Source organism: Pantoea eucrina (genome assembly GCF_020079945.1).
Lineage (GTDB): Bacteria > Pseudomonadota > Gammaproteobacteria > Enterobacterales > Enterobacteriaceae > Pantoea > Pantoea eucrina.
Genome location: NZ_CP083448.1, coordinates 2,887,609 through 2,913,476 on the forward strand (window position 1 = coordinate 2,887,609; position 25,868 = coordinate 2,913,476).

Sequence of the window (25,868 nt, forward strand, 5' to 3'; positions counted from 1 at the left end):
AGCCTCTCTTATTTGAACGCACCCAGACCAGTCATAAACCGGAGAAACGTCAGCGATATCGGGAAGAAAATAATGTCCGCTGCAGCCGCAACCGGGGTAAAAACCACATTGGTCAGAATATTACCGGCATGAATATTGATGACCTGTTTATCGGTCCACAATTCAATTTCGTACTGACTGGCAGTTTTACTCAGCTGAGCGCCTTTTAAATTGATGAGCTCTGCGTGATTGATGACGCCTTTTATTTCTTTCCTGCTGACAAACGTATTATCAAAATAATGAAAGCCTGTCGGCTGCATATTCTGTGTTTCAGTTAATGTCATCATTCCTTTGAACCATTTATATTTAAATTAAAGAAAGAGGTCAGACCCTATTAAGAAAAGAGTACTGACGCTCGCGCCGCATCGATAGTCACCAGCCCGGCCAGCAGCTGTTCCATGTCAGACTGCAGGCGGGCTTTATCTGTTTCACTCCGGCCTGCGCGGGCACGCAGTAACTTCAGCCGGCGGGACTTGACTTCAAATAACAGCGCTGGCTCCCACTCCGCCAGCGTCATACTCTCTGCGCCAGCATCGAGCGCGCCCAGCAGCTGCAGTGCCAGTTCCTGCCGACCAGACTGCTCAGCAATCCGTGCCATCAGCAGGCGAAGGAGCCATTGCTGGCGCGGAGAGTGGATACCGGGTCGCTGCTGCAGCCAGGTCAGCGCAGCGGCAATGCCCTCTCTGTCTGCCAGCTCAGTCGCCTCGCTCTCCAGCAACAGCACCTCATCTTCCGGCACGCTCGCCGCAGCGGCGGGATCGGGTCCGAACGCACTCTCCGTTATCATGACCTGCTGCCGGATCCAGCTCAGCGTCACCTCATCCGCAAACGGCATGCCGTCGCTGAAGGCCAGCGTTTCCAGTCCGCGCAGGCGGGAGAGCAGCCCTTTCAGATCGTCCTGCACAATAGCCGCAAACTCCGCATGTCCCGATCGCAGCTGCGCCTGGTGCTGATACCACTGCAGGTCAAGCCAGAAGTGGTTTGTTCCCCGACTGAACAGACTGTCCGCCTGCTCAGCCAGCTCGGCCCAGCTCTGCTGAAGCCAGAGGCGTTTAAGCAGCGCGCGCTGGTCAGATTTTGGTGGCGTCACACAACTGTTGCCGTTACCTGACAGCAGCGGCAGCTGACTGAGCGTGTCATAGCGGAGGGTTTTCATCAGCCGGTGTGCGGCCAGCGCGCCATTTGGCTGCTCGCGCAGATAAGCTGCCAGCGTTCGCGCCTGTTCCATCAGCTCCCGCCCGGAGCTGATGGCAGCCAGCGCTGGCGCAGCTGAGGCTGAAGACGCGTCTGGTTGCAGGCTGTCTGCTGCCGTCAGCGGCACTATCGCATCAGGACCACCGGCGTTAAGCAGCCGGGACTCCAGCGCGCTGTAAAGCCCTGCGGAATGGGTGCCGCCCTGCGCCCTGCAGATGTCATCAATAGCCAGCAGCGCCGCCACGGTGCGCTGCGCCGTGGCGGTCGTCACCTCCGGATAGAGCGTCAGCGTATCCAGCACGCGCGCGCTGGATATAAAATTCAGCGCCGCCTCGCGACTGCGCGTCCGCTGCGGATGCAGGTTGTCACCAAAGCGCTGCAGCAGGCCCGCCAGTAAGGCAAGTCCCTCAGCAAACCCCTCTTCGCCATCCTGCTGCAGGCGGGCCACGCAGTACCAGACCGCTACGCGGATATCTTTCGCTTCCGAAGTCAGTATCTGCTCCGCCAGCGAACAGATCAGTGCCATATCCGTGCCGGACAGGCGGTTCATCTCCTCCTGCATCCGCTGAAACGTATCGGTATAGGTCGGGTCTTCACCGGCAGGATGGCTGGTGCTTACAGGCTGCAACCAGTGCTCCCATAAGAGAATATGCTCAGCAGCCTGCGCGCGGAGCGGTTCCGCATCCATGCCGCAGGCGCTAATCAGAGATTGCAGAGGCATCACTCCTCCTCAATGAATTCAGCGTTACCAGGCGGGTTCTGGGTGCTGCTGGTGAGAAAAATATCGGACGGGAGCGTAAAGTTGCGCAGCTTCAGCAGCGCCAGCGGCCCCTCGCCGGCTTCGGTACGCAGGATGTAGTTTAACGGCCGCCCGTCGGGGGCATGCCAGGTCAGCTGCCAGCTGCTGCCCAGCCCTGGTCTGGCGCTGACGTGCGCCTTTTCCAGCAGGCGGATCAACCCCCAGCTGCCCGGCATCTCACCGTACAGACGAGTGCCTGCTTTGGTGCTGATCCAGCTCAGCGATGCGCCTGGCGCGTCGGTGTCAGCAGGCCAGATAAAGCGCCGCCAGACCGGCTGCTGATTCATGTAGGTCAGCTTCTGGCTGTCGATTATCAGGTCAGTCTGCATTACGTCTGCTGCCGTTCCCGGACGCAGCTCAAAATGCAGGCCGGCATGACCGCTGGCAAATACCACGTCAGCAATCTGACTGAGCTGATTAAGCGCCTGCAGAAAAGCGGGATTAAATGTCAGTCCGCGGGCGTTAATGCGGTCCGGTACCCAGCGGATCCCTTCGCGATGGAGTACGCCACCCAGACGAGCGTGCAGAAAGCGGGTAAGGCGTCCGGTGTCCGCATTCAGATATTTCGCCAGCAGCGGCAGTGATACCTCGCTGCTGACATTTTTGAACGGGTAGCGGCCGCCGAATGCGCGGTTCCACTCATTCACTACGGCCTGCTGCCACTGTGCGTTGAAGCTGCCTGCAGCCGGCATCAGCACCTGCTGCCACGCCTGTTCTATCGGGCGCACAAACACCGTCTGCCCGAACCCGCTCCACTCCTGCCCCAGTCCGGCGGCGACCAGGCTGCCGTAGTCGCGTGTCTCCGTCAGGTCAACGCTCTTTCCCTGAAATACCGTTCGGGCCAGCGCCTGCGTCATCGCCTGCGGATCTGCCGCGCTGGTGATCTGCTGCAGGCGCAGGCGCACCTGCGTTACGCGCGTCAGGAAGGTGCGCAGGTTCATCGTGCTGCTGCTCTGATTATCGGTCAGCGCCAGCAGCGGGCCGAACGTGGCATCAAGCGGCCCCTGCGGGCCGCTGCGCTGATCAATCACCGGGCGCTTCTCCCGGTTAAAGAGGTTTTGTGCAGATTTCACCAGCGAGTCGCTCATCGCGCCGCCGCTCTGTGCGGTACGCCCCTGCACATTGAGCGTGTTCATTAACGCTACCAGCGGCGACTGCCTGACGTCCGCTATCAGCGTGAGCTGATCAATAGCATCTGAGAGCGTCGGCGCGGGCTGCAGGCGCAGACTATTCAGGAAGTGCAGCCAGGCTGCACTGTAATCGGCAAAGTAGCGGCTGGCGAGCCTCGTCTCCAGTGCCTCAGGCGAAGCCGCCTCACCTGCAGGCGGCGGTGCATCACTCAGTACCCAGTCCATCTCTTCACGCCGCTCACGCGCCACTTTTTCAATGGCAGGTTTAACGCCCTCTTCCCACGCCTGACGGGTGAACATGCCGGGCACAATTTCATCAGTGATAAAGAGGCGAGCGGCATCCGTATCGCCGGTCATATCGGCCAGCCGCATATCGGCGTACTGGTGTTTTACTTTGGAGATCACCCGCTGATACTGCCGCGATTCACTGTTGGTTACCCCCATCTGACGCACCAGCAGGGTGCGTACCTGCCCGACCAGATCCGGGTCTGCTTTCAGCGCCCATTCGGGGTGAGTGATCAGATGCTCTGCATAGAAGGCCAGCAGCGTCTCCCCGGCTCCCTGCCAGTAAGCCTCATCCAGCCCCTGCCGCTGTGTCCGGTTCTGCATCAGCGTCTGACTGAACCAGCTGGCGTCCATACGTTCAGGACGCGTCAGCATCAGATAGAGTCTGAGATGCACATAGGCCTGCTTTGACTGCGTTTCACGCAGCGGGCTGTCAGGCGGGAGTGCGGCATACGTCTGCAGTGCACCGGTGAGCCAGGCTGCGGCAGCGTCGCGCAGGAGGGGCTGAGCTGCTTCAAGGTAGCGGGGCCACAGAGCAGAACGCAGTTTTTCGTTCTGACTAAGCCCGGCGCGCTGATACCATGACACGCCATGTTCTGAGCGATGCTCCAGGCGAGCCAGCGCATGCTGAAGTTCAGTTAGCGCTTTCATACGTTGTTCAGGCGACTGGTTCGGCCTGACGGCAAGCGCGGCCTGGGCATTTACATCCGCTATCTGTCTGTAATTAGTTATGTATGCAATGCATATCCACGCAGCCCAGCCCACCATTGCCAGAGAAGCACAAGATGCCATTATCTTTTGCCATGGAATGCCCGGCTTACGTGGACGAAGCTCTGCAGGAAGCATCTGGACTGACGCAGGCAGAACATCCCAGCACTTATCCATGCGCCAGTGGTGCATAGCAGCTTGCCTGGCCCCCGCAGAAGGCTGGCTGAACACCAGCCCCGCAAGCGATAGTGGGCTGGAAGGATTGAACATCACTGAGAGGAGCGCGGTCACGTTCTCCGATCTGCGGCTGAGCTGGTCAGCCAGTGTCAAAAGAAAGTGATGGTTTACCTCACCACAGGTTTGCTGCAGCCCCTGCGAGATGAGGACCGGCGTCAGGACAGTCAGCGTTTCTGTTAAAGCCTCACTATGACAGCCGGCAGGTAGCAGACAGCCAGTGGCCTGCGTGATGCGAGTTTCCGGCTTACCGGCATGCGTATGCAGGGACCAGACATATAGCGGAAGCTTCCAGCCCAGCGCATCCATCCGGGCGCGAATGGCATAAAACGGGGGAGCCATGGTGCTCTCAGAAGGCAGCGACAGCCGCTGCTCCAGTCCCGGCGCTGACAGCTGGTCGAATGCCCGGGTCACCCATACTACTCCATCAACCGGACGGCGGCGCAGTTTGCGTAACGCCGTCAGCCAGGTAATGTCAGCAGGTGCGCTGAGATCGCCCCCCCACAACAGCAGCGTGCCACGGTCTTCCTGCCAGAGCTGATCCGGCAGCCCAGGGGTTAATTGTTCCACTTCATCAACTGCGCCGGTTATCAGCAGGATGCGCGTTTTACCTGCCCAGCGGCGACCGTGGAAGTTGCGCAGGGTGAGGCGGATAGCATCAACGGTGACGTTGCGTGGTACGGTCTGTGCAACACGGCTTTCATCAGCAGGAAGGGCATTCTTTCGCTTAGCCTCTAAGCGATGCCAGCTCTGCTGAATAACCAGACTCATTGTTCTGCTATGACGAAGCATCATCAACAGAAATAACGCACCGGCAAGTACCAGACTTTTCATAAGCGTAGTATGCAGCCCAATCCTGTCGCCAAAGTGCCATATCAGCCAGACAATCCCTCCTGCAATAAGGGCGGAGAATCCCAGCCGGCCCCACTCTCCGCGCCATAAAGAGTCACCTGTTTTCATTAGTTATATTCCCTGTTTGCACCGTATTAATAAATTTCTGCTCATCATCCTTTGAGAGCATCAGGCAGTCCGCTTTTTGTATATTGACGATATCGCTGGCTACAGCAGCCAATATCCATGGAGAGAAAGGGCCACTTATTCCGGCATATTTTTCCAGCCAGTGGAGCTGTTCAGGTTTCCAGCAACCGCCATATTCTCTGGCTGAATTGAGCAAACGAAAAAATGCACTACCCCAATCCACTTTGTCACCAACGATACTGACCGTTGAACAGGCCTGTGTTTGCGTTGAGAAAAACGTATTCAGCGACGTTTCTGATATCGCCCTATCAAGTGTCATTGGACGCAAAATACGGGCGTTAAAAGAGAGGTTGAATTTCGTGACTACATCATCGGAGGTCAACATAAGAAGAGCCAGCGCATCACTATACGCATCTCCTCCCTGAGTCTGATGAATCAGGATTATTTCTACATCCAGCACAGGTGCCCGAATTCGCTCATCCAGTGAAAGGAAGGACTTTGACTTAAGAATGGTCAACCGGGGGCTCGGGCGATCGGGAATAGTTCTCTGCCAGGCCTTCATAAATGCAGCCTGCAACGCAGGCATATCATCGGAAAAGTCGGTCAGCAGTGTGACGACAGGTACGATACCTGAAGGCAACGTTGCCAAAGCCTGATTTACCCCTGCAAGCAAAACAGAAAAGTGCGCCTCAGGAGTGTGCAGAGCGATTCGTCGGGATAAAAATGTGCTTTGCTCCAGCGTTGGCGGAGAAGCCAAAAGAATTTTAGATGTCAGATTTGCAGGCAATATAACACCGCTGTGCAGAACTGCGATGTTGCGGCCAGCCCACTCTTCCCACTGCTGTTGTGCAAATTCTGCTTCATTTAATTCAAATTCATGTCTGTTAAACGCGTTGCTGTAGAGCCAGCTGCGCAGGCAGAGAAAGAATATCCAGATAACAGCAGGAAATGAGGTGGCAGCCCAAAGATTATATGCTTGAAGTACCCCTGCCAGTTTATTAGCATGCAGAACAAATAATAGTATGCACCCAACCAGTGCCAGAATCCCTGCCATTATCCACAGGGTGAATGAAGGCTCTTCGGGCTTAGCTGATATTGTTGACTTTTGACGCTCCCAACTCATTATTTATCCTACTGCGCAATCCATCGCACTGGAAATAACCTGACAGCCACATTCGCAGTGGCAACCATTAACAACCACGGTTTTACCATCTGATATCCATTCTGGCGAGCCATCGATAATAGCATTAATGCCATGGCCATTTATCGGGCAACTTATTTTATCGCCAACAAGGGCGACACTCTTTCCATTGATTACTATTGTTGATGAGGCGGAAATGACCTGTCCACCATGTGTGGTTTTATCACCCAGCAAAACAAAACCTTTCGACATATTGAGACCCATATTTAATTCCGCATATAAATTTCATTATGCATATAATTTTATTAGTTCTTTTACTTAATATCTTTCAACTTATCACACGCATTGTAATCACCTTTAGAGCAACTATTTTTGAACAGTTCGACGGCCAGCTCCTTGTTTTCAGCAACCCCATTGCCATCGAAGTATATCGTGCCCAGGTGATACATCGCCGAAGGCTGGCCTTGTTTTACTGCAATCTCAAGCCAGTTTCTGGCTTTGGCATAGTTCATTTCAACTCCCTCACCATTGAGGTATGCGTAGCCTAAATTCATCTGGGCAGTGGCATTGCCATTTTTCGCTGCTTTCTCATACCAGTAATTCGCCTTTTCGTAGCTTTGCGCGGTTTCTTTTCCGTAATAATAGATATCACCTAAATCAACCTGAGCATCCGTGTTTCCGAGTTCAGCAGCGATCTGGTAGAACTCGAAGGCTTTTTTCATATCCCGCGGAACTCCCATGCCTGAATGATACATCTTAGCTATTTTATTTGCATCGTCCGCCCTGGTTGTTGATATGGTATCGGCAATGGTTGTTGAAGAAAATAAACAAGCAGAGATAAAAATAATAAATAATCTATTTTATGATTTCATAAGAAAATACATTTAGATGAGAAGGAAGCTGCCTGACTAATTTTATTTAAAATATAGTGACTTACCAGATCCCATAAGGATACTTTTTATCTTTAATAAAATCAGGAGCATCCCCATAGTATACATATCCATCTGGATGCCCTGTGACACCTTTGCACATATCCAGTTCTTTACCTGAAACAGTTATTATTTCTGTATCGATTAGTGGAATATCTGAATGACCATATTGCCTCAGCCAGACGCGGACTTTCCCCTCAGGCGCCAGACCTATCAGCATAATCTGTCGGTATGCATTTTTTCCCGGATCTAAGACATCAGGATAGGGGCTAATCATCTTTCGCCATGTATCCTGAGTGAAAAACAGAGTGGATTGGTAAGTTTTCTTATCAATTATTGAATCCCAGCAAAACATCATTATTTGCGGCAATCTTTTTGCCTGATTAAATTGCGTATTTCCTGCTGAATTCTTTTCACTCCAGCGCTCTGTGCTTATACCCCGAGGTTGATCAATAGTCCGATATGTAGATGCATAGCCATCTATGTCCAGCAGCTTTAACAATGTTACCTGAGCCGGCAAAGATTTAGGCGTGGTAAAAGCAAAATACCACCTCTTCCAGGGAGTTTTTAGGCTGTCAGATTTACTACTGGCACAAGAAATAGTAAAAAACAAAATTAAGAAAAACGAAATTAACCTAGATGTATTTTTCATACTCACCCTCACCTTATTATCGCAGGCTGAGCGCTAAGAAATAATAATATATTGAATGAATAATCAAACCGCATTTAATCAAATTTACCAAGAGCCATAAGGGTATTTTTTATTTGAAATAAACGCTTTTGTTTCATTGCTGTAACCATAGGAAAAATCACTTCCTGTGACACCTTTGCACATATCTAGTTCTTTACCTGAAACAGTTATTATTTCTGTATCGATTAATGGAATATCTGAATGACCATATTGCCTCAGCCAGACGCGGACTTTCCCCTCAGGCGCCAGACCTATCAGCATCGTCTGTCGGTATGCATTTTTTCCTGGTTTCAGAACGTCAGGGTAAGGGCTAATCATCTTTTTCCATGTATCCTGAGTGAAAAACAGAGTGGATTGGTAAATTTTTTTATCTATAATTGAGTCCCAGCAAAATATCATTATTTGCGGCAATCTTTCGGCTTGGTTAAATTGCGTATTTCCTGCTGAATTCTTTTCACTCCAGCGTCCTGTGCTGATACCCCGAGGTTGATCAATAGTCCGATATGTAGTTGCATAGCCATCTATGTCCAGCAGCCTTAACAGTGTTACCTGTGCCGGCAAAGATTTAGGGGTGGTAAAAGCAAAATACCACCTCTCCCAGGGAGTCTTGTAACTGTCAGGTTTATTGCTGGTACAGGCGGTAGCAGTACACACAAGCAATAAAAGCTGAATTGGTCTGGTAATTAATCTCATGATTTTCCTCCCTGCATATTCCACACAGCGCGAACCCAGCCGGGATTCGGACGATTGATATAAAAAAACAAATCAGATGATTTGACAGCGCCATAGATAGTTTTTACTTTCTTCCCGTCCAGCCAGACATCTTTAACAACTACAGGGTTCCAGTGAGCGGAGCAGTGAATATACTTTCCAATCAATTTTAGTTCTGGTGAGACAAATGGCATTGGGTGATTGCCTTTTCTTACTTCCTTTCCTTGATCAATTGCTTTTTGGCATAAGAAGATAAGATCATCCGGTAAATTCAAATATTCATTTGTAGGTTCAATTTCTTTCATCATTACTCCTGCCTCCTGAGCCGCGTCCAGCATTACCCGTAAACTCACTTTGCTCCAGTCATTAGTCACTACTCTCTCAATAGTTATTGCCGCCCCAACACGTTTTTGTAGGGTGCCACCACGTTTTTTATCCTCGTTGACCAGATAGTCATACCAGGTCTCTGTCTTTACCTCACCGTTCGGAATTATTGCACTTAACAATGGATTACTATTGAGATCGGATATTTCTGCCACTGAACGCCGATAGACATTGGTCATTTTAGAAGAAATACCTTCATTAACAGTTTCGTTCCGGGGTTTGGTCAGGTAAAGATATTCTTTTTCCCTCGGGTTATAGCCACCGCCGATATCTGAATGCACGCCTGGCAGGGCCAGTTCCGGCCACGATTCCCTGATGCTGTTAAGACTAAAGTTGTAGCGGCACTCATGCATCGCCGTAATTTGAAAGACTTTCTGTGCAATACCCGGAGGTAAATCCAGCTCAACGCCAGGGTTCACACCATTATGTACATCAAATAAATTACTTACCGTACCTACCGCGCACACAGTATCAAATAACCCCAGAAAGCGGGTTTCTCCTGCAGGTTTACCATGGTGATTTCGACCGCCCAGCCCTTTAGCTATTGCCAGCCGTATGGCTTTATCGTCGTTTCTTACACGGTTTACAAAGTGGCGGGCTGCTGCTGCTCCACGACTAAATCCAAAAACATCGAACTGAATTTTCTCAATTGCAAAATTTACTTCCTGGTTAAGCTCCAGGAATTTCGAAATTTGCTCAGTGATAAGAGCGACGCCTTCATCAGATTTATCAACTACGCCATAAAACCAGCCGCCTGTCGCCATACTTATCGAGCTATCGCTACTACCTCTGACAGTACCAATGCCCTGTACATAGACTGCTCGTTGATAAACTGCCTGCCCCTCAATCACTTCGTCATCGGTAGCGTAAAGCGTATTCAGCCAGTGGATATTAGAATAATACCCAATATAACTTCCGGCACTGCTGACATTCCAGCCCAGTTTCCTGGCGCAAGCTTTTGCATCTTCTGCCTTCATTCCAACATCAAGATGAGAACATGACTCCAGAATGCGGTTCTGAGTGTTAAATGTGTTGTTTCCCGTACCATCAAAGAAAACCCCAATAATAATTGTTATTCCTGGAACAGGCTTACGCTTACAGACAACTTTTTTCTCTGAAATGTTTACATCAGTAAAATGCTCGCATTCAGTGGCTTCCCATGCATGATAATCAGGCATAGTTATTTACTCCCTGCTACTGAATTGCCAGTGCCAAGGATCTCAATTTTTAATTTCCCAGGCATTGCGGTATATATCGGCAACGTCTTTCCGCTGTCATCTGACACTCCATGGAATACCTGCCCATCAGCAGTTGTTACCCTATATTCAGTCCGGGGGATAATATTGCCTGCTTCGTCAGTCAGGGAGTAAACACCGCCATAGCCTTTTTGAAATTCAGGAGCAGGAGTGTCTACAGAAGCTGCTCCCATTTTCTGCACATTGGCACATTTCAGCAGAATATTTCCCGGGCAGCCCAGTTCAATATTTCCGTCACTTAACCTGATGTAAGCACCGCCGCAGTTAATGACCAGTTCCGTTGTTGCTGTAATATTAATTTTACCTTCGGTGGTGGTTACGGTGACATCTTTCTTCGCTATGACGTCCAGCGCATCATCCTGCGCCTGGATTTCAACTTTTCCTTTCGCCGCAAATAGTTTCATACCAGCCTGACGTGCCAGCATACTGATGGCTTCACCTGCCGCTACCGTAAAGCGCTTTATCACACTGATATCAGCATTTTTTTGCGCTACGATCCCTACGCTGGCGCTTCCCGAGGAGACGCGTACGCCTTCCGGACTGCTGATACTTATTCCCTGCGGTGCATTCAATACCATCCCCGGCTGTACCAGTTCTGTCAGTGCGTCTGTCATTAATTTCTGGCTTTGAATATCCGCTGGATATGCCTGTGCACCTTCTGCCGCACCTGACAGGCTTCTGGCAATACTCAACGCATGTTCAAGCTGTGCCTCAGCTTCTTTCATGGAGAGCATTTTATTGCTGCCATATGGCTGGCTGTCTGCACTGATGAATACACCGGCTCCGCCACGAACGGTTACCCACTTATCCGTCCGCAGTTCAGCCCCTTCACCACGAAGAACCCTGCTCGCGTCAACGTTATGCCCCAGATTCAGCTGCGTCTTCCCGCCATACTCCGTGCTGAGCTTGATGTGCTCCTCACCGCGCTTATCCTCCATGCGCAGCTTGTTAAAGCCTGCCGTACGGATGACGTTGCGCGTGCTGTTCTCTTCAGTGACGTGATCGACATGCCTTGAATCGTGTAACGCATGCGCGATATAAGGCTGGTCCGGATCGCCTTCGCGGAACGCTATCGCTACCTCGGTGCCCTGTATCAGCGGGAAGTGGAAGCCGTACATATCGCCGCCGTACGGTTTCGCCAGGCGCACCGGCATGCTCTCCAGACCGCGCTCCCGGCTCTCCTCGTCGGCGTCAAATACCACGCGGTATAATCCCGCTGCATCCTGCCAGGCGTAGATATCGTTATCTTTTGCGCTGGTCACGCGCGCCGTCATGGTGCCGCTGACTTTTGGGCGTTCAAGTAAATCGGGACGCCAGCAGAGGGTTTCACTATAGGGAACGGCGCTAAGCGTTACGCGCATTGCTGACTTTCTGCTGGCAACAAACCCCAGTCTGATCATAACAAGTGGATTGAGAAGCTGTTCCGGCAAAGAAGGGGGAATATTATTATCGGTTACAGTAATAACCTGCCCTGCAGCAAGGCCAGGATCGCTGCTTGTACCCACGATAACAGACTGAGCAGCCAGAAACCGTTCGTGATCGAGTTGCGCATAGAAGTTGGCGGTTTCTGCGGAGGGAAACATTTTATCGCCTGCCTGAAGATGTCGGGCGCGATAATGATAAGCCTTCCCGTAATTTATTTTGTCGCCATCCCCCCGCATCATATCTGCTTCTTCAGAACGCAAAATATACTGAGCTGTGCGATGATTATAATCTTTCGTCGTCACGCTTTTTTGTACAATATGATGCTGCTGGTTTAAGCCCCAGACTGAGTCGATGCCTCCATCCTCCATGCCTGAGGGTGTGGTGAACAGTAATACTTTTCCCGCTTCAAATGCTGCCTGACTATCGCCAAAATGAATAACCTCAGTACATACTTCTTCCTGCAACCGGAAATAGTAGAAAATCCCGACCTCAGCTAATATCCGCTGGATAAAAGCAAGGTCGCTTTCCTGATACTGATTAATTTGTTCACGCCTCGGATAATCCCGCTTCAGGCTGAATTGATATTGCCAGCTCTCCAGTCCATGCTCTGCTAATATCTGAGAAACGACTTCAGTAACGGATTTATTAACAAAAAAACGATGAGTGCGAAAATTTTTATCAAGTAATGCAATGAAGGGTTTTATCTCCACTTCATACAAAACCTGATCGACGGAGCTTTGCAGGCGTCGAAAACCTGTGACAATGCCATGCACAGTTTTTCGCGTTTTCAAAGGCAGCATTTTATCCCGCGCACCTGGCATGTCGTACATATACAGCCAGATATGTTTACGTAGCACTTTCTGAGAAGGAATATTTGATTTGTCACTGGTAAACCTGATTGTATAGCGATAGATTTCACTCAACCCCTCCTGAGCATCAAATTCTTCGACATCCATTTGAAAGAGGCAGTCAGGAATTTCCAGATGAAATCGATTGAGTGAAAGCGGAGAAGATTTAATGAGGTTATTATAAGGGACCATTTATCCTCCATGATAAGATCAATTCCCACCGGGGGTGCCTGTGTGCTTTCATAGCCAGTGGAAAAACGCAGGTCAGCTAAAGTGTTTAAATAATTAAATTTCCGCATGAGAAAAACTTAATAGTGAATATCAAATTCATTATGCATTTTTTCAAAGCTAAATTTAATCAAACTATAACCTGCATATACCAGCAAGAACAAAATAGCAATTATGACATAGCGATAATCGCTAGTTGAAAAGAAAACATACCAGATTGACATAACCAAACCTGTCGCCATCAGCATTGAGCCTATTGCCCTGACAGCGAGTGATGCCAAAGTTAAGCCTATGCGTTTTATCAAAGAATTTTTCATGACTCCTCTTACCATACTCTCAGGCAGATAAAATTAACCTTTTAAACCATTAAAAAAATGTCTACATAACTCGTCAAACTCAAGAGGGTTTTCTTTATGTATATTGCAGGCTCTTTCAAAGGGAGCAACAGTATCTTTAACAACAAAATAGAGTAAATCCAGATTACCCATGCGTCTTAGTCTGGAGTAAATGACCGGATTAGCTGACTCAAGATTTCTTGATGTATAAATTGCTCTCGATGCTTCGCTACCAAGGTATAATAGTGAGCCAATTATCGTGCCAGAGAATATAGCATTTGTAGCATTAGCTGTCAGAGCACGTCCCAGATTGACACCTGTCAGATGGGAGAAAGACAATCGGCCCATAATATTAACGCCAGTTTTGTCTGCAACATCCCTTACCTTTTCAAAATTGATTCTTGAAGTAAAATCATCAATAAAAACGCTGACGATTTTCTCAACAACCTCTTTTCTGAAAACGCCCCGCTTAACTAACTCTGCTATCCGATATTTATCGTTACTGTTATTTCTGCGATGTTCAGTATCTATGTAATCATAACTCAGGTAAGCCATGCTCACCGAAAAAGAAATAAATCCTTTGGTGAAATTCACCAATAGTCCTGAGTCATCAAGATTAATCGCATCAAGCATATCTCTGGCAATCTTTTTTGTACTGTCCATAAGTTACTATTCTCTAAACACCAGCACGAAACCTTCATCTTCTGTCCACGTCATAGATAGCTGCTGCGGACAAGAGCCCGCCGCCTGCCAGGCGAGGATTTGCCTGCTCACAACCGGCAAAATCTGCTGGCTGAGCAGGCTGTCAACGTTGCGCGCGCCGGTATCCGGCAGCAGGCAGGCGGCGGTGAGGGCATCACAGAGCGCGTCTGTGATATCCGTATGCAGGCCGTAGTGACGCTGCAGGCGATCTCTGACCTTCTCAAGCTTCGTTTCAACGATGATACGCATCGTGTCACGGCTCAGCGGGCGGTAAATTACCGTCTGGAAGCGTGCCAGCAGTGCCGGCTGGAAATGGTCGCGGATAATCGGACGCAGCAGTTGCTGCAGATCCGCCTCGCTGGCGTCCGGCTGTTCACTGAGCAACCGCATTAGCGCGTCGCTGCCGAGATTGGAGGTCATCAGGATAACCGTATTGCGGAAATCAATTTCCCGTCCCTCGCCGTCGCGCATAAAGCCCCGGTCAAATACCTGATAAAACAGGTTAACCACGTCGCGGTGCGCTTTCTCCACCTCATCAAGCAGGATCACACTATACGGGCGCTGGCGCACTGCTTCGGTCAGTACGCCGCCCTGACCATAGCCCACGTAGCCCGGCGGCGAGCCCTTGAGCTGGCTCACCGTATGCGCCTCCTGGTACTCGGAGAGATTAATGGTGATCAGCGACTTTTCGCCGCCGTACAGCGTGTCAGCCAGCGCCAGCGCCGTCTCTGTCTTACCAGTTCCGCTGGTGCCCACCAGCAGAAACACGCCCAGCGGGCCGTTCTCAGCGGTCAGGCCGGTTTTCGACGCCCGCAGTCGCTGTGCGATGGCATTCAGCGCTGCCGGCTGGCCTGCCACGCGGGTTTCCAGCGTCTTTTCCAGTGTCAGCAGCGCCGTCTGCTCATTCTTCATTAAGGAAGAGATCGGTACGCCGGTCCAGTCGGCAATGACGCCCGCTACCGTACGCGCGTCTACGTCCAGCGTGATCAGCGGCTCACCCTGCTGCAGCGTCTGCAGGGCAGAGTGTAACGTGCCACGCCTGACGTTCTGCGTCGCGTCCTGACGACAGGCCAGCAGCGTCTCCATCATTTCGCGCTCGGCCTGGTAACGCAGCTCCAGCTGTTCAAGGCGTTCCTCAGCGCGGGCCAGCTCGCTTAGAATGTCATGCATGCGCCCTGCCTGGACGGGACCGCCCAGCGCTTCATCATCCAGAATGGCGCGTTTTTCAACGTTCAGCGCGTCCGTGCGGGCACGTAACCGCGTGATGGCTTCCGGCACCGTATCCTGACTCATACGTACGCGGGCGCTCGCGGTATCCAGCAGGTCTACTGCCTTATCAGGCAGCTGTCGTCCGGTCAGGTAACGCCGGGAAAGCGTAACGGCCGCGCGGACGGCGGCATCGCTAATATGTACGTCATGATGCTCTGCGTAACGCGATTTCAGGCCTCTGAGCATCAGGCAGGCGGTTTCATCATCCGGTTCATCAACTTTTACCCTCTGAAAGCGACGCTCCAGCGCGGCGTCCTTTTCGAAGTACTGCTTGTACTCGCTCCAGGTGGTAGCCGCGATGGTACGTAGCTCGCCACGCGCCAGCGCGGGTTTGAGCAGGTTAGCCGCATCTGCGCCACCCGCCTGATTACCGGCACCGATGAGGGTGTGCGCTTCGTCAATGAATAGCAGCACCGGCTGCTCCGCCTGCTGTATCTCATTAATGATGGTTTTGAGGCGCTGCTCAAACTCGCCCTTTACGCCCGCCCCCGCCTGCAGCATACCGAGGTCAAGCGTGCGCACGCTGACCGTGCTAAGACTCTCCGGCACGTTGCCTTCGGCAATGCGCAGCGCCAGCCCTTCCACCAGCGCAGTTTTACCCACGCCCGGCTCGCCCACCAGAATCGGGTTGTTCTTGCGGCGGCGGGAGAGAATATCCACCATCTGGCGGATTTCATTATCGCGCCCGTATACCGGGTCGATCTTGCCGTCGCGCGCATCAGCAGTCATGTCGCGGGTAAAGCGGCATAGCGCCTCTGAGGCAGCGGATTTTTTTTCTCCGGGAAGATCGGACGGCTGAACGGTGATATCCGGTATACGCTGCGGCTCCGCCTGGCTTTCATCCGATTGCGCATCCAGCAGCGGGCGCAGCGCCGTTATCCGGGGCCGATCCAGGGTAAGAACCGGCCAGAGTGCAGCACAGCACATCAGCCCGTGATGATCGGCCATGGCGAGCAGCAGGTGCAGGCTGCGGATACGCTCCTCCCCGGCCATCGAGGCAGCCAGCCAGGCCTCCTTTAGCAGATGGTGCAGACGGGCCGACAGCGCTGGCCGGCCACACACCTGACGTGGCCGATCGTTGAGAAAGCTCAGCAGATCCTGCCAGACGTCATCCATGTCCCACTCGTAGCGACGCGCGATGACCGTGATGTCCCCTTCTCCCTGCTCCAGCAGTTTAAGCAGCCAGTGCTCAGGTAAGATTTCTGCATGTGCGCGGATCTGGCACAGTGAGGCAGCGGCCTCCAGCGCACGCGCGCAGAAAGGGTTAAGCCGGCGCAGCAGCGCTGCAGACGCATGTTCCATATATTTTCTCTCCGTTTCAGGCACGCTACCGCCCCTGGCCGTTCACCGAGGCCCATAAGGCTTAAAAACAGGATTGGCTGAGCGCTGGTGTAAAAACGCTCACTGAACGTGGCGACAGGTGTCGCCACAGAGGGGTTAAAAACTGTGGCCGAGGTGCTCTCTTTTATTGATATCAATTGGCCGGGTGACGCTGTTATCCAGAATGACGTGCCAGCAGGAGCTGCCCGTATCCGGTTGCAGTGTCATATGCCAGCGGGCATCACCGCCGCCATTTGGCCCCGCTTTCCGGTGTGGTCCGGCAATCACCTTGAGCGTACCGCTGCAATAAGCATCATTAAGCTGAGAATCGATGGCGCACGCTTTTTCAATCAGGCGTTCCGTATAGTTCTTGCTGAAACGCGGATCTTTCTGCCAGTTGGTCGCCCAGTTAGCGAGATGCGACATAACGCCTCCATTTGCAGGTGCTCAGAGCACAACGCCCTGAGCAGGGTGAATCAGTTACGCGGTAGCGCGTTCGCTCCAGGAATCGGAGTGGATGATGTTGCCTTCTTTATAGGTCCAGGTGATCTTTTCGTAGCGCAGCTCAACGTGCTCCAGATGGTTGTGCTTCTCCTTTGCCGGATCTTTGGTGTCGTGCATCACCGGATTCACCTTCACCACCTTCACGTTCTCAAGCTTTGTGTTGAAGTACTCAACTTCCTGACCCGCGTCGTTGATGCGATACCATTTGAACTCCGCCGATTTCAGAGTCTGTCCGGTGGTTACCGCTTTGTAGAGATACGGGCTTGACGCGTCGATTTCTTTAGTGAGCAGAAAGGGCGTATGAATACGGGTGCCGGTCAGCTTGCCGGTATTGTTGTCGGTAGGGATGTACAGGTTATGCTCCTGTGCCACCACCTCAATGCTGCCCTCGCGACTCTTCACATCTACAGACCCTTTGATGTCCGCTCCGCCATCATTCTTCAGCCACAGATAAACCGGAATTGCCATGGTATTGCTCCTTTTCAGATTGAGAATGGCCATCATCCTGCGATGACCGGGTGGGTCCGTCCGCTACGTGACAGGCGTCAGCCTGCGGTACCAGACTGATTTCGACGCGACGGTTACGCGTGCGCCCCGCCGCCGTGTTGTTGGCGGCAAGCGGGCGGTCATGACCGTAGCCCTGCACCGCAAAACAGCTCTCCGGCACGTCGCCGGTGTCGCGCATCCAGTTGCGCACGGCTTCGGCGCGTCTCAGTGAGAGCAGCTGATTACCTTGTGCACTGCCGGTACTGTCGGTGTGGCCGGCTATCACAATCAGCCAGCCGGGCCGGGCTTTGATATTCACCAGCGCGTGGAGCAGCACCTTGCCGGAATCGGTTTTTAGCGTTGCCCTGCCCGATTCAAATAGCGACAGGATGTCAAGGCGCACCGTTTCTGGCCCCTGTACGACCTGCCGGATAACCGGGGCCGGCGGCGGGGGCGGTGCCCAGCGGTGTATGGCCGCATTCACCGGTGCGGTCAGCCGCATGCCCTGATAGAGCCCCATACCAAACCGCATCGGCTCACCGCTGCGCTGCCACTCATCCAGCAGCGCGCGATCGCGGATAAGCGCATTGCGCGCAAGGGTTTTCGCCGCAATGGCGTCATCAGGCAGGCTGCGCCACAGGTCAAGGTGATCGGTCACGCTGCGTGTGAGGCGCTGGTTGTGAATGAAAGAAAAAAGCATGGCGAGTGCCAGAAACAGACCCAGCATCAGGCCAGCTATGCGCAATTTGCGTAGCCAGCGGCTGATACCCGGCCGCCGCGCCAGGCCGGACAGAAGGCGATCCGGCAGCGGTAGTGAAAGCGGGGATTCGTTGTTTTCAGATGAAAGCGTGGTCAGCCCGGCAACATGCTGCTGCCACAGGTTGTCCGCCAGCGCCGGCGACGGCGTCAGGCAAAGACCGATCTGGCAGGGGCGCGCTGAGTGCGAAGCGGCAAACTGCCCCGCATACCACTGCATCACGCTTTGCAGCCTGAGCGCGTGGTGAACAGAGTGCGCATCCTGTGCTGCCCATTCACTCAGTGAAAGGCGGGCACGTTTGTCCGGATGAAACTGCAGCTCTGGATGGTCGGCCGTCAGGCTGAACCAGTATGTGCCGCTATCCCCGGACGAATTCCATATCACCGTCCGGAGCGGCGGCAGTCCGTTCAGCACGCGGCGGCACTGCAGAAATGCCCGCAGCCACACGCACTGCTGCTGTGTAAATATCTCTGCGGAGGTGTGCAGTCCGGGGACGATTGCCAGCATTACTGACAGCTGCGGCATCAGTGACGGAGAGTGAAGAGCCAGCCGTTCCGCCAGCGCGGATAACTCACCGGGCTGGCGAACGTTCAGATACCATCCCTGCCCGCTCTCATGGTGGTCCCGATCGCCAAACAGCAGCGCGGTGTCTCCTGTCACGAGGATCACCGGCCGGCGCCAGGTTTCAGGTGGCAGGCTGGCATCTGCAGCAGAGTGACTGTCAGAGGTGGACCGCTGCAACCGCCACAGAATAAACGCAGATACCAGCAGTATCAGTCCGCAGAACATCGCCCTGTTCAGCGGCTTCAGACCCCAGTACTCCACTACCAGCAGCAGGGCAAGTCCGCTCCCCAGCAGCACCAGGCCCTGACGTGAATCGGGTCGGAACATTACTGCGCCCCCGCAATGTGCGACACCATATCTGCCAGCGCTGACTCCAGCACGAACCAGAGTCCGGCGAGCAGCATCACGGCCACTCCCCAGCTCAGCCAGTAAACGCGGCGTCCGGTGCGCAGACCTGCGGGCCGGATAACCAGCGGTGCATCTTCCGGCAGCGTAAACGGCGGCACCCGCGCAGCCAGCGCATTCACCACATCCTCACGGCGTTCATCATCCTGAGCGCGATAGTGCCCGACGAAACCCAGCTGCAGCGTGCGGTAAAAGCAGGTCAGGACAGCGATCTCCGGCGCTGGCTCATGCAGCACGGTACGGATGCGATCCCATAACGCTTCCCCGCCGTTCAGGGAGCCAAAAAAACGCACCTGCAGCGGATCACGGCTCCAGCGAGCCCAGCCATCATCCTGAACTCCCCGGTTCAGTACCGCCTCATCCAGCAACACGCAGAAGGCATATAACATATGGTCGCAGCTGGCCTCGCTGACTCCGGCTTCTGACAGCGCTTCACGGGCTGACTTGACCCAGTTAACCGCCTCACGATAGAGCGCGTCTCCGTTTTCAATTTGCTGCCCGCCTCGCAGCTGGCTTACCATCAGCCAGCCCTGAAAAAAGAGTCGTTCCGTCAGTTTGTTAAGATTATTCATGAGCGCAGCACCGCGTAGAGTTCCAGCTTCAGCTCACCCAGCGATTCCGGGGTATAAAAAGTACAGCCGCCGGAGGCAAGCATCGCCTTCGCCGCATCCGTTGAAAGATCCAGCGCAAAGTACTGGTTCTCAAGGCGCAGCGGAATAGCCGCAGGCACATGGGCTAGCGGGCGGATGGTCATACCGCTCAGGGCAATATTCACCACTTCAGAAACGTCAGCGTGGCTGCCAGCCTTGCACAGCAGCGGAAAACGCGCCTGAAGTTCGTGATTTGGCAGAGACGATCGAACAGAGAGATAAAAATCGGCCCCTTCGCGCAAACGGGCATCGTGCAGCTTTCCCTTCCACAGTACGCCCTGATTCTCCAGCTCAATGGCGATAACACGGGAAGGCAGACTCGCCTCCAGCAGCGTGTCCAGTAGCATAAAGAGCGGCGGGAAAACCTGCTCCGGCAGCTCATGCCGGTAGCGTGGGATCTCATCCGGCGTATTGCTGAGGGAAAACGTCAGCAGGCTGCCTGCCAGCCGCACCAGCTCGCGATAAAGCAGTTCAGGATGACGTGACGGCGCGTGGTGCAGCTCTGTCAGTACCGGATCGGCGCTGTTCAGCGCATTCAGCAGCCAGAACAGAGAAACGTCGGATACGGCAAAGTCCGCCATACGCTCATTGCTTTCGCGGCGCAGCTGCATCAGATGCTGACGCCGCGCCTGCAGGCGGTGCAGCAGGTCACCCAGCCCCGTAACCAGCGCCGGACAGGCAGTCAGTGCCAGCATGGGCGGGATAAATGCCGCGTCGCGTACCCACTCTCCCTGCGCATTGCGCTTAAGACGGGCTACCGGACAGGTCAGATATGCAGCGTTTTCCTGATGCGCCAGCCGCAGCCGTAGGGCATAACGCTGCACCGCAATCTCCGTGATCTCATGACCGGCCAGTTCCTGCACGCGCTCCCGGGCGGCGACCCAGCGGCGCGGACGCTCGCTTTCGGCATCGTTGACCAGATTACCGCCGCTTGCGTTGATGAGCGGTAATGCCAGCACCACCTCCACACAATCCCGATCTGTGACGTTCGTTAAGTCACAAACTGGCGGAAGCGCATCAGCCAGGCGGGTATCAACCAGCGTGCCATCGGTAAAGCGGACGGCAATGCGCGTCGCATTCAGTTTTGAGAGTGCCAGCGCGCCGTCATCGAACTCTGCACACAGCACTCCCCATGGATGAGCCAGCGTCATACCTGCGACGGTACCGGCCACATGCGCGTCCCACATCGCCTGCTGCTGGAACTGCTGCGGCGTCAGAAACGCGCCCTCTTCCCATAACGGACGGTAAATTTTCATTCCGGATGGCCGCCTTACGCTTTCGCTTTTGGCATCCGGGATACCAGTGACAGGTTGACGTCCATGCCTTCCACCTGAAAGTGCGGCACCGCAAACAGCTTCACGCGGAAGAAGCCTGGATTGTCCTCAATGTCTTCCACCACCACTTTTGCTTCACGCAGCGGGTGCGAAGCCTGCAGCGCATCGCCCGGATTTGTCATCTCCGTCACCAGCGTTTTTATCCAGTTATTGAGCTCCAGCTCCAGCAGGCGACGATCTTTGGTGGTTCCGATGTTCTCGCGCTGAATCAGCTTCAGGTAGTGCGCAATACGCGACAGCAGGAAGATATAGGGCAGGCGGGCATTGATACGGCTGTTTGCCGTAGCGTCAGCCGTGTCATACAGCGCCGGTTTCTGCGTGGAGTTTGCCGAGAAGAAGCAGGCGTAGTCGCGATTCTTATAGTACGAGAGCGGAATAAAGCCGAGGTTCGCAAACTCAAACTCGCGGGTTTCCGGGATCATCACCTCTGACGGGATTTTCACCTGGTTGCCGGTGCCGAGATCGTAAAGATGAATAGGCAGGTCATCTACTGCGCCGCCCGCCTGCGGACCGCGAATTTGTACGCACCAGCCGTTGCTGATGAAACTTCTCACCATATTTGCGGCAAAAGCGAACGCGGCGTTTACCCACAGATATTTCTCGTGGTCCGGGCCTTTCACCTCCTCCGCGTAGTTAAAACTGCGTACCGGCACGGTGTCGGGGCCCCAGGGCAGACGACCCAGCACGCGCGGCATGGTCAGGCCGATATAGCGGGCATCATCGGTTTCGCGGAAAGATTTCCACCTGATGTACTCAGCGCGATCAAAGTAGTTGCCGATATCCTTAATGGCCGCGACCTCTTCCATGGAGTCTTTCAGGAAGAACGCCGGACCTGCTGAACCGATAAACGGCATATGCGCAGAGGCTGCCACTTTAGAGATGTTGCGCAGCAGCGCGATATCCTGTGCGGATGCATCAAACTCATAGGCTGAAATGACTGCGCCAATCGGTTCACCGCCTGGCGTGTCGTATTCGGCAACGTAGGTCTGCAAATAGAGACCGCTCTGGACAATCTCCGGCGCATCTTCAAAATCCTGGCGCAGGTCATCTTTCGATATGTCCAGCACGTCGAGCTTCACGTTCTGACGAAAGTCGGTTTTATCTACCAGGGATTTAAGGCCGCGCCACACCGACTCAACCTTCTGAAACGCCTCATGGTGCATCACTGCATCCAGCTGACGGCTAATCTGCGCATCAAGCTCAGCAATGTGGTGATCCAGCAGATGCTTGTCGAGTTTCTCAACCTGTGTGTTGCTGCTTTTCAGACGGGTAAGCAGCACCTGTATGGCCGCGGTAACGCGCTCATCGGCCGAGGCGTCTGACAGCGCCTGACTATCCTGCCAGACGTTCAGATCGCTGAGTTCAGAGACCGGATTGAGATTAATTTTATCAAACAGCGAGGCGTAAACGCCCTCCGCTGCCGGGCGCTGCGGCACGGCGGCACTGCCCGCAGACAGGGTTTCATTCTGAACTGACATCAGGATTGTCTCTCGTATTAGTCCGTTAAGGGGAGAATTCAGTCGTGGTTACTGGCGAGGGCAGAAAGCTCGCTGCGCAGTTCACGGCTCAGGGCCGGATCTCTGAGAATGGTTTCAAACTCTTTGCGAAAGGTCGCATTGTCGAGCAGGTTGGATTTCAGATCGCGCAGCAGGTTGCGCATGGCCAGCATCACATTGAGCTGCGGGATTTGACGGGCAACCTGTTCCGGCTCGAAGTCCTTCATGCTGCGAAATGTCAGGCTGACCTGTTGTTCGCTACCGTCAGCGGCGACGGCGTCTGGTACAGCGTAATGTACCGCAGGTGAAAACTCGCTCAGCACGCTGTCAAAGTTGTTTTTGTTGACGCTGATTTTTTCGCGTTCAGAAACTACACGCTTATCTCTGCCGTTGCTGAAATCGCCTGTCACCAGCAGTTTCAGCGGCAGCTCAGTTTTCTTCTGTGCCTCGCCGGTATGCAGGTCAAGGCGCAGATTAATACGTGCTTTAGGGATCTCGTTTTGATAAGAATTGCTCATATTTACTCCTGTAAAAATGGCGAAAAAAACAGATAACCCCTCTGCTTCCTTAGGGGTATGGCGTGAATATAAAATAGGCCGGATTAATAAATCAACCGCGTGGGTTAAATTCTTATAATTGATTTATATAGAAAAAAAGCGAAAATTCGACTTAAGTCATTGAAATTGATTTTTAAAACATTGTTCAGATTTATCTGAAAATTAATCGATTGTATTTTTCATTCCGCCAGGTTATGAGACCTCTGCGCAGTTAACTTGATCACTATCTTTTAACTGTTGTTTTATGGAACAGTTCCTCGATGTAATTAACAAGCAGGTAAAACCAGACGCTTTTAATCGCGCTCCATACCGCACACCTGCCAGCGCACCGCACTGACGCCCTTCTCCAGGCTGATGCGGCTGACAAGATTTTCCAGCTGCTGGGTCAGATTGGGCTTACCCAGCACTTCGGCGCTGACCATCATGCGCTACGAGCTGTCGATATCTTCACTCTGCAGCGACTGCAGGCGCAGATCGCTGTTGCCTAAACTGTGCAGCATCAGGCTGCGTACCTGCACCTCATCCTGCGCCAGGCAGGTGATCTGCACCGTATAGTGCTGCACCGCTTCGGCGGCCGGCACCAGCGTCTGACGGTTGATGCTCCGCGTCAGTTCGCGCAGCAGAATGTTAGCGCACAGGATGATCAGGGTGCCGATAGCCGCCTCCAGCAGCAGCCCCATGCTGCACAGCACCCCTACTGCCGCCGTGCACCAGAGCGTGGCAGCGGTGTTGAGTCCGCGCACGTTCAGGCCATCACGCATAATCACGCCGCCACCGAGAAAGCCGATGCCGGAGACCACGTAGGCGGCGATGCGCGATGCGTCATGGGCAATACCAGGTACGCTCTGCGTCATCAGTACAAACAGGCAGGCACCGGTGCTGACCAGCGCGTTGGTGCGCAGGCCGGTCATGCGCTGCCGCAGCTGGCGTTCGCTGCCGATCAGCGCACCCAGAATCAGTGCTGCAGTCACCCGCAGCAGGAAAATTTTCCAGTCCATTTTATCCTCCGCATGTCAGCAGACGCTGACAACAGCTCAGAATGAAAGAATGGATCGCAGCGGGCGACGTGCTGCACGTGAGGCAGCAGATGAACAGAGGCCATTCGGGAGGGAATACGCCATCTCAACGCGCGGTTAAGACAGCGGGAACACTATCTTAGCGCGGACGCCTTTTGCGATCGTTTGGGACAGTTGTCCAAGAGAGTGCTCCTGTTAAGTAAACCGCCGCGATTTTAAGCACAGAAAGTCGCGTAATCAAACTGATTTCCCGTCTGTTTAGGGATGATTGACCGTTTTTTGCAACAGCGCGAGCACGGCAGCAGGCGCGCCGTTCTGATGCGATTTGCGCTCCCCTGACCCGGAATACGCGTGCTATCTTAGCTGCTCGCTTAACTGCAATCGGATAAGAAACAATGGCAAAACAGCGCGTAGGGATTGTCTTCGGCGGCAAATCTGCTGAGCATGAAGTCTCATTACAATCAGCAAAAAATATTCTGGATGCGCTGGACCCGCAGAAATATGACGCGGTGCTGCTGGGCATTGATAAACAGGGCCGCTGGCGGCGCTATGACGCCGGCCGCTTTCTGCTCAACGCTACGGATCCGGCGCGCATTGCGCTGCACCCGGAGGGAGAAGCCGTGGCGCTGATACCCGGAGGCGAGCGGGCGCAGTTTATCGGCTGTGAGCAGGCGGAGCCGCTGCCTCATCTGGATGTCATTTTTCCGATTGTGCACGGTACGCAGGGGGAAGATGGCTCACTGCAGGGGCTGCTGCGCATGGCGGATGTCCCGTTTGTCGGCTCGGATGTACTGGGGTCCGCAGTGAGCATGGATAAAGATTTTACCAAGCGTCTGCTGCGTGATGCCGGCCTTCGCGTTGCGCCGTGGATCAGCGTGACCCAGGCAGAGCGCGACACGCTGGACGCGGCAGCGGTCATTGCGCAGCTGGGCCTGCCGCTGTTTATCAAACCGGCTAATCAGGGATCGTCGGTGGGCGTCAGCAAAGTTACCGATGCCGCTGAGTTTAACGCTGCTGCCGATTTAGCGTTTCGTTTTGACCGCAAAATCCTGATTGAAACAGGGATTAACGGGCGTGAGATTGAGTGTGCGGTGCTGGGTAACGACGCGCCGGAAGCGAGCCCGTGCGGAGAAGTAGTGGTGCAGGATGCGTTCTACGCCTATGACACCAAATATATCAACGCCAGCGGTGCGCAGGTGGTAGTGCCGGCAAACATCAGCCGGGAAAACAGCGCGGCTATTCAGGCAACCGCGCTGGCCGCCTTCAAAGCGCTCGAATGTTTTGGCATGGCGCGTGTCGATGTGTTTCTGACGGATCGCGACGAGATCGTGGTGAACGAAGTGAATACCCTGCCCGGCTTTACCAATATCAGCATGTATCCCAAGCTGTGGCAGGCGGCGGATCTGAGTTATCGCGATCTGATCAGCCGCCTGATTGAGCTGGCGCAGGCGCGACATCAGCAGCGTCAGCGCTTAGCCAGCACGATGTAAGCG

21 protein-coding genes and 1 pseudogene are annotated in these 25,868 nt (G+C 53.7%); 1 reads left to right on the top strand and 21 read right to left on the bottom strand.

What is annotated here, in order from left to right; all coding sequences use genetic code 11:
- Window positions 1-8: 8 nt before the first annotated feature.
- The 21 genes and pseudogenes from LAC65_RS13670 to LAC65_RS13770 form a co-directional block, all read right to left on the bottom strand.
- Window positions 9-326 carry a hypothetical protein gene (locus tag LAC65_RS13670; RefSeq protein WP_144380238.1) on the bottom strand — a complete coding sequence of 106 codons (318 nt, stop codon included), beginning with the start codon at window positions 324-326 and terminating at the stop codon, window positions 9-11.
- 47 nt (window positions 327-373) lie between these two features.
- Window positions 374-1,957: a type VI secretion system protein TssA gene (tssA, locus tag LAC65_RS13675; RefSeq protein ID WP_139239688.1), complete on the bottom strand. Its 1,584-nt coding sequence runs from the start codon at window positions 1,955-1,957 to the stop codon at window positions 374-376.
- The gene (locus LAC65_RS13680) at window positions 1,954-5,349 is read right to left on the bottom strand and encodes an ImcF-related family protein (RefSeq protein ID WP_039380450.1); all 3,396 of its coding nucleotides are present in this window, start codon (window positions 5,347-5,349) and stop codon (window positions 1,954-1,956) included. Before LAC65_RS13680 ends, tssA begins: the two co-directional genes overlap by 4 nt.
- Window positions 5,336-6,490, bottom strand: a complete 1,155-nt coding sequence (locus LAC65_RS13685) for a hypothetical protein (RefSeq protein WP_039380452.1) — start codon at window positions 6,488-6,490, stop codon at window positions 5,336-5,338. The genes LAC65_RS13680 and LAC65_RS13685 overlap by 14 nt, the downstream gene beginning before the upstream one ends.
- A gap of 3 nt (window positions 6,491-6,493) precedes the next feature.
- Entirely contained in the window at window positions 6,494-6,760 is a 267-nt protein-coding gene (locus LAC65_RS13690) for a PAAR domain-containing protein (protein ID WP_071882920.1), read from the bottom strand.
- 62 nt (window positions 6,761-6,822) lie between these two features.
- Window positions 6,823-7,263 carry a tetratricopeptide repeat protein gene (locus tag LAC65_RS13695; protein ID WP_039380454.1) on the bottom strand — a complete coding sequence of 147 codons (441 nt, stop codon included), beginning with the start codon at window positions 7,261-7,263 and terminating at the stop codon, window positions 6,823-6,825.
- Between the two features lie 178 nt (window positions 7,264-7,441).
- Window positions 7,442-8,089 (bottom strand): DUF2931 family protein, encoded by a 648-nt coding sequence (locus tag LAC65_RS13700; RefSeq protein ID WP_203025503.1) that lies wholly within the window; start codon window positions 8,087-8,089, stop codon window positions 7,442-7,444.
- 84 nt (window positions 8,090-8,173) lie between these two features.
- On the bottom strand, window positions 8,174-8,821 hold the full coding sequence (locus LAC65_RS13705; protein ID WP_039380458.1) for a DUF2931 family protein: 648 nt from the start codon (window positions 8,819-8,821) through the stop codon (window positions 8,174-8,176).
- Window positions 8,818-10,401 (bottom strand): T6SS phospholipase effector Tle1-like catalytic domain-containing protein, encoded by a 1,584-nt coding sequence (locus LAC65_RS13710; protein ID WP_039380460.1) that lies wholly within the window; start codon window positions 10,399-10,401, stop codon window positions 8,818-8,820. Before LAC65_RS13710 ends, LAC65_RS13705 begins: the two co-directional genes overlap by 4 nt.
- A 2-nt stretch (window positions 10,402-10,403) precedes the next feature.
- A complete protein-coding gene (locus tag LAC65_RS13715; RefSeq protein WP_039380462.1) occupies window positions 10,404-12,944 on the bottom strand; it encodes a type VI secretion system Vgr family protein in 2,541 nt (846 codons plus the stop codon).
- A 116-nt stretch (window positions 12,945-13,060) separates the two neighbouring features.
- Complete coding sequence (locus LAC65_RS13720; protein WP_139239687.1) at window positions 13,061-13,297, bottom strand: hypothetical protein; 237 nt, start codon at window positions 13,295-13,297, stop codon at window positions 13,061-13,063.
- Window positions 13,298-13,330: 33 nt separating this feature from the next.
- Window positions 13,331-13,978 carry a hypothetical protein gene (locus LAC65_RS13725; RefSeq protein ID WP_071669203.1) on the bottom strand — a complete coding sequence of 216 codons (648 nt, stop codon included), beginning with the start codon at window positions 13,976-13,978 and terminating at the stop codon, window positions 13,331-13,333.
- A 6-nt stretch (window positions 13,979-13,984) separates the two neighbouring features.
- Entirely contained in the window at window positions 13,985-16,588 is a 2,604-nt protein-coding gene (gene tssH / locus LAC65_RS13730; protein WP_203025504.1) for a type VI secretion system ATPase TssH, read from the bottom strand.
- A gap of 135 nt (window positions 16,589-16,723) precedes the next feature.
- Window positions 16,724-17,032, bottom strand: a complete 309-nt coding sequence (locus tag LAC65_RS13735; protein ID WP_039380466.1) for a hypothetical protein — start codon at window positions 17,030-17,032, stop codon at window positions 16,724-16,726.
- A 54-nt stretch (window positions 17,033-17,086) separates the two neighbouring features.
- Window positions 17,087-17,578 (bottom strand): Hcp family type VI secretion system effector, encoded by a 492-nt coding sequence (locus LAC65_RS13740; protein WP_039380468.1) that lies wholly within the window; start codon window positions 17,576-17,578, stop codon window positions 17,087-17,089.
- Complete coding sequence (locus LAC65_RS13745) at window positions 17,544-19,244, bottom strand: OmpA family protein (RefSeq protein ID WP_052246454.1); 1,701 nt, start codon at window positions 19,242-19,244, stop codon at window positions 17,544-17,546. The genes LAC65_RS13740 and LAC65_RS13745 overlap by 35 nt, the downstream gene beginning before the upstream one ends.
- A complete protein-coding gene (gene tssL, locus LAC65_RS13750) occupies window positions 19,244-19,894 on the bottom strand; it encodes a type VI secretion system protein TssL, short form (protein ID WP_071669200.1) in 651 nt (216 codons plus the stop codon). Before tssL ends, LAC65_RS13745 begins: the two co-directional genes overlap by 1 nt.
- Complete coding sequence (gene tssK, locus LAC65_RS13755; protein ID WP_039380472.1) at window positions 19,891-21,228, bottom strand: type VI secretion system baseplate subunit TssK; 1,338 nt, start codon at window positions 21,226-21,228, stop codon at window positions 19,891-19,893. Before tssK ends, tssL begins: the two co-directional genes overlap by 4 nt.
- Window positions 21,229-21,242: 14 nt before the next feature.
- Window positions 21,243-22,790, bottom strand: a complete 1,548-nt coding sequence (gene tssC, locus LAC65_RS13760) for a type VI secretion system contractile sheath large subunit (protein ID WP_039380475.1) — start codon at window positions 22,788-22,790, stop codon at window positions 21,243-21,245.
- Window positions 22,791-22,822: 32 nt separating this feature from the next.
- Window positions 22,823-23,320 (bottom strand): type VI secretion system contractile sheath small subunit, encoded by a 498-nt coding sequence (gene tssB / locus LAC65_RS13765; protein ID WP_039380476.1) that lies wholly within the window; start codon window positions 23,318-23,320, stop codon window positions 22,823-22,825.
- Between the two features lie 332 nt (window positions 23,321-23,652).
- Window positions 23,653-24,357: pseudogene (locus tag LAC65_RS13770) on the bottom strand (MgtC/SapB family protein).
- Window positions 24,358-24,770: 413 nt separating this feature from the next.
- On the opposite strand from LAC65_RS13770, the gene ddlA reads away from it, so the two are divergent.
- The gene (gene ddlA, locus LAC65_RS13775; RefSeq protein ID WP_039380480.1) at window positions 24,771-25,865 is read left to right on the top strand and encodes a D-alanine--D-alanine ligase; all 1,095 of its coding nucleotides are present in this window, start codon (window positions 24,771-24,773) and stop codon (window positions 25,863-25,865) included.
- Window positions 25,866-25,868 lie beyond the last annotated feature (3 nt).

Bases quoted from the DNA above. Each gene is read 5' to 3' on its own strand.
- LAC65_RS13740 (WP_039380468.1), bottom strand. From the start codon at position 17,578: ATGGCAATTCCGGTTTATCTGTGGCTGAAGAATGATGGCGGAGCGGAC.
- ddlA (WP_039380480.1), top strand. From the start codon at position 24,771: ATGGCAAAACAGCGCGTAGGGATTGTCTTCGGCGGCAAATCTGCTGAG.
- LAC65_RS13705 (WP_039380458.1), bottom strand. From the start codon at position 8,821: ATGAGATTAATTACCAGACCAATTCAGCTTTTATTGCTTGTGTGTACT.
- LAC65_RS13700 (WP_203025503.1), bottom strand. From the start codon at position 8,089: ATGAAAAATACATCTAGGTTAATTTCGTTTTTCTTAATTTTGTTTTTT.
- LAC65_RS13680 (WP_039380450.1), bottom strand. From the start codon at position 5,349: ATGAAAACAGGTGACTCTTTATGGCGCGGAGAGTGGGGCCGGCTGGGA.
- LAC65_RS13695 (WP_039380454.1), bottom strand. From the start codon at position 7,263: ATGTATCATTCAGGCATGGGAGTTCCGCGGGATATGAAAAAAGCCTTC.
- tssH (WP_203025504.1), bottom strand. From the start codon at position 16,588: ATGGAACATGCGTCTGCAGCGCTGCTGCGCCGGCTTAACCCTTTCTGC.
- tssL (WP_071669200.1), bottom strand. From the start codon at position 19,894: ATGAATAATCTTAACAAACTGACGGAACGACTCTTTTTTCAGGGCTGG.
- LAC65_RS13725 (WP_071669203.1), bottom strand. From the start codon at position 13,978: ATGGACAGTACAAAAAAGATTGCCAGAGATATGCTTGATGCGATTAAT.
- LAC65_RS13685 (WP_039380452.1), bottom strand. From the start codon at position 6,490: ATGAGTTGGGAGCGTCAAAAGTCAACAATATCAGCTAAGCCCGAAGAG.
- LAC65_RS13735 (WP_039380466.1), bottom strand. From the start codon at position 17,032: ATGTCGCATCTCGCTAACTGGGCGACCAACTGGCAGAAAGATCCGCGT.
- tssK (WP_039380472.1), bottom strand. From the start codon at position 21,228: ATGAAAATTTACCGTCCGTTATGGGAAGAGGGCGCGTTTCTGACGCCG.
- LAC65_RS13715 (WP_039380462.1), bottom strand. From the start codon at position 12,944: ATGGTCCCTTATAATAACCTCATTAAATCTTCTCCGCTTTCACTCAAT.
- LAC65_RS13710 (WP_039380460.1), bottom strand. From the start codon at position 10,401: ATGCCTGATTATCATGCATGGGAAGCCACTGAATGCGAGCATTTTACT.
- LAC65_RS13690 (WP_071882920.1), bottom strand. From the start codon at position 6,760: ATGTCGAAAGGTTTTGTTTTGCTGGGTGATAAAACCACACATGGTGGA.
- LAC65_RS13720 (WP_139239687.1), bottom strand. From the start codon at position 13,297: ATGAAAAATTCTTTGATAAAACGCATAGGCTTAACTTTGGCATCACTC.
- tssB (WP_039380476.1), bottom strand. From the start codon at position 23,320: ATGAGCAATTCTTATCAAAACGAGATCCCTAAAGCACGTATTAATCTG.
- LAC65_RS13670 (WP_144380238.1), bottom strand. From the start codon at position 326: ATGATGACATTAACTGAAACACAGAATATGCAGCCGACAGGCTTTCAT.
- LAC65_RS13745 (WP_052246454.1), bottom strand. From the start codon at position 19,244: ATGTTCCGACCCGATTCACGTCAGGGCCTGGTGCTGCTGGGGAGCGGA.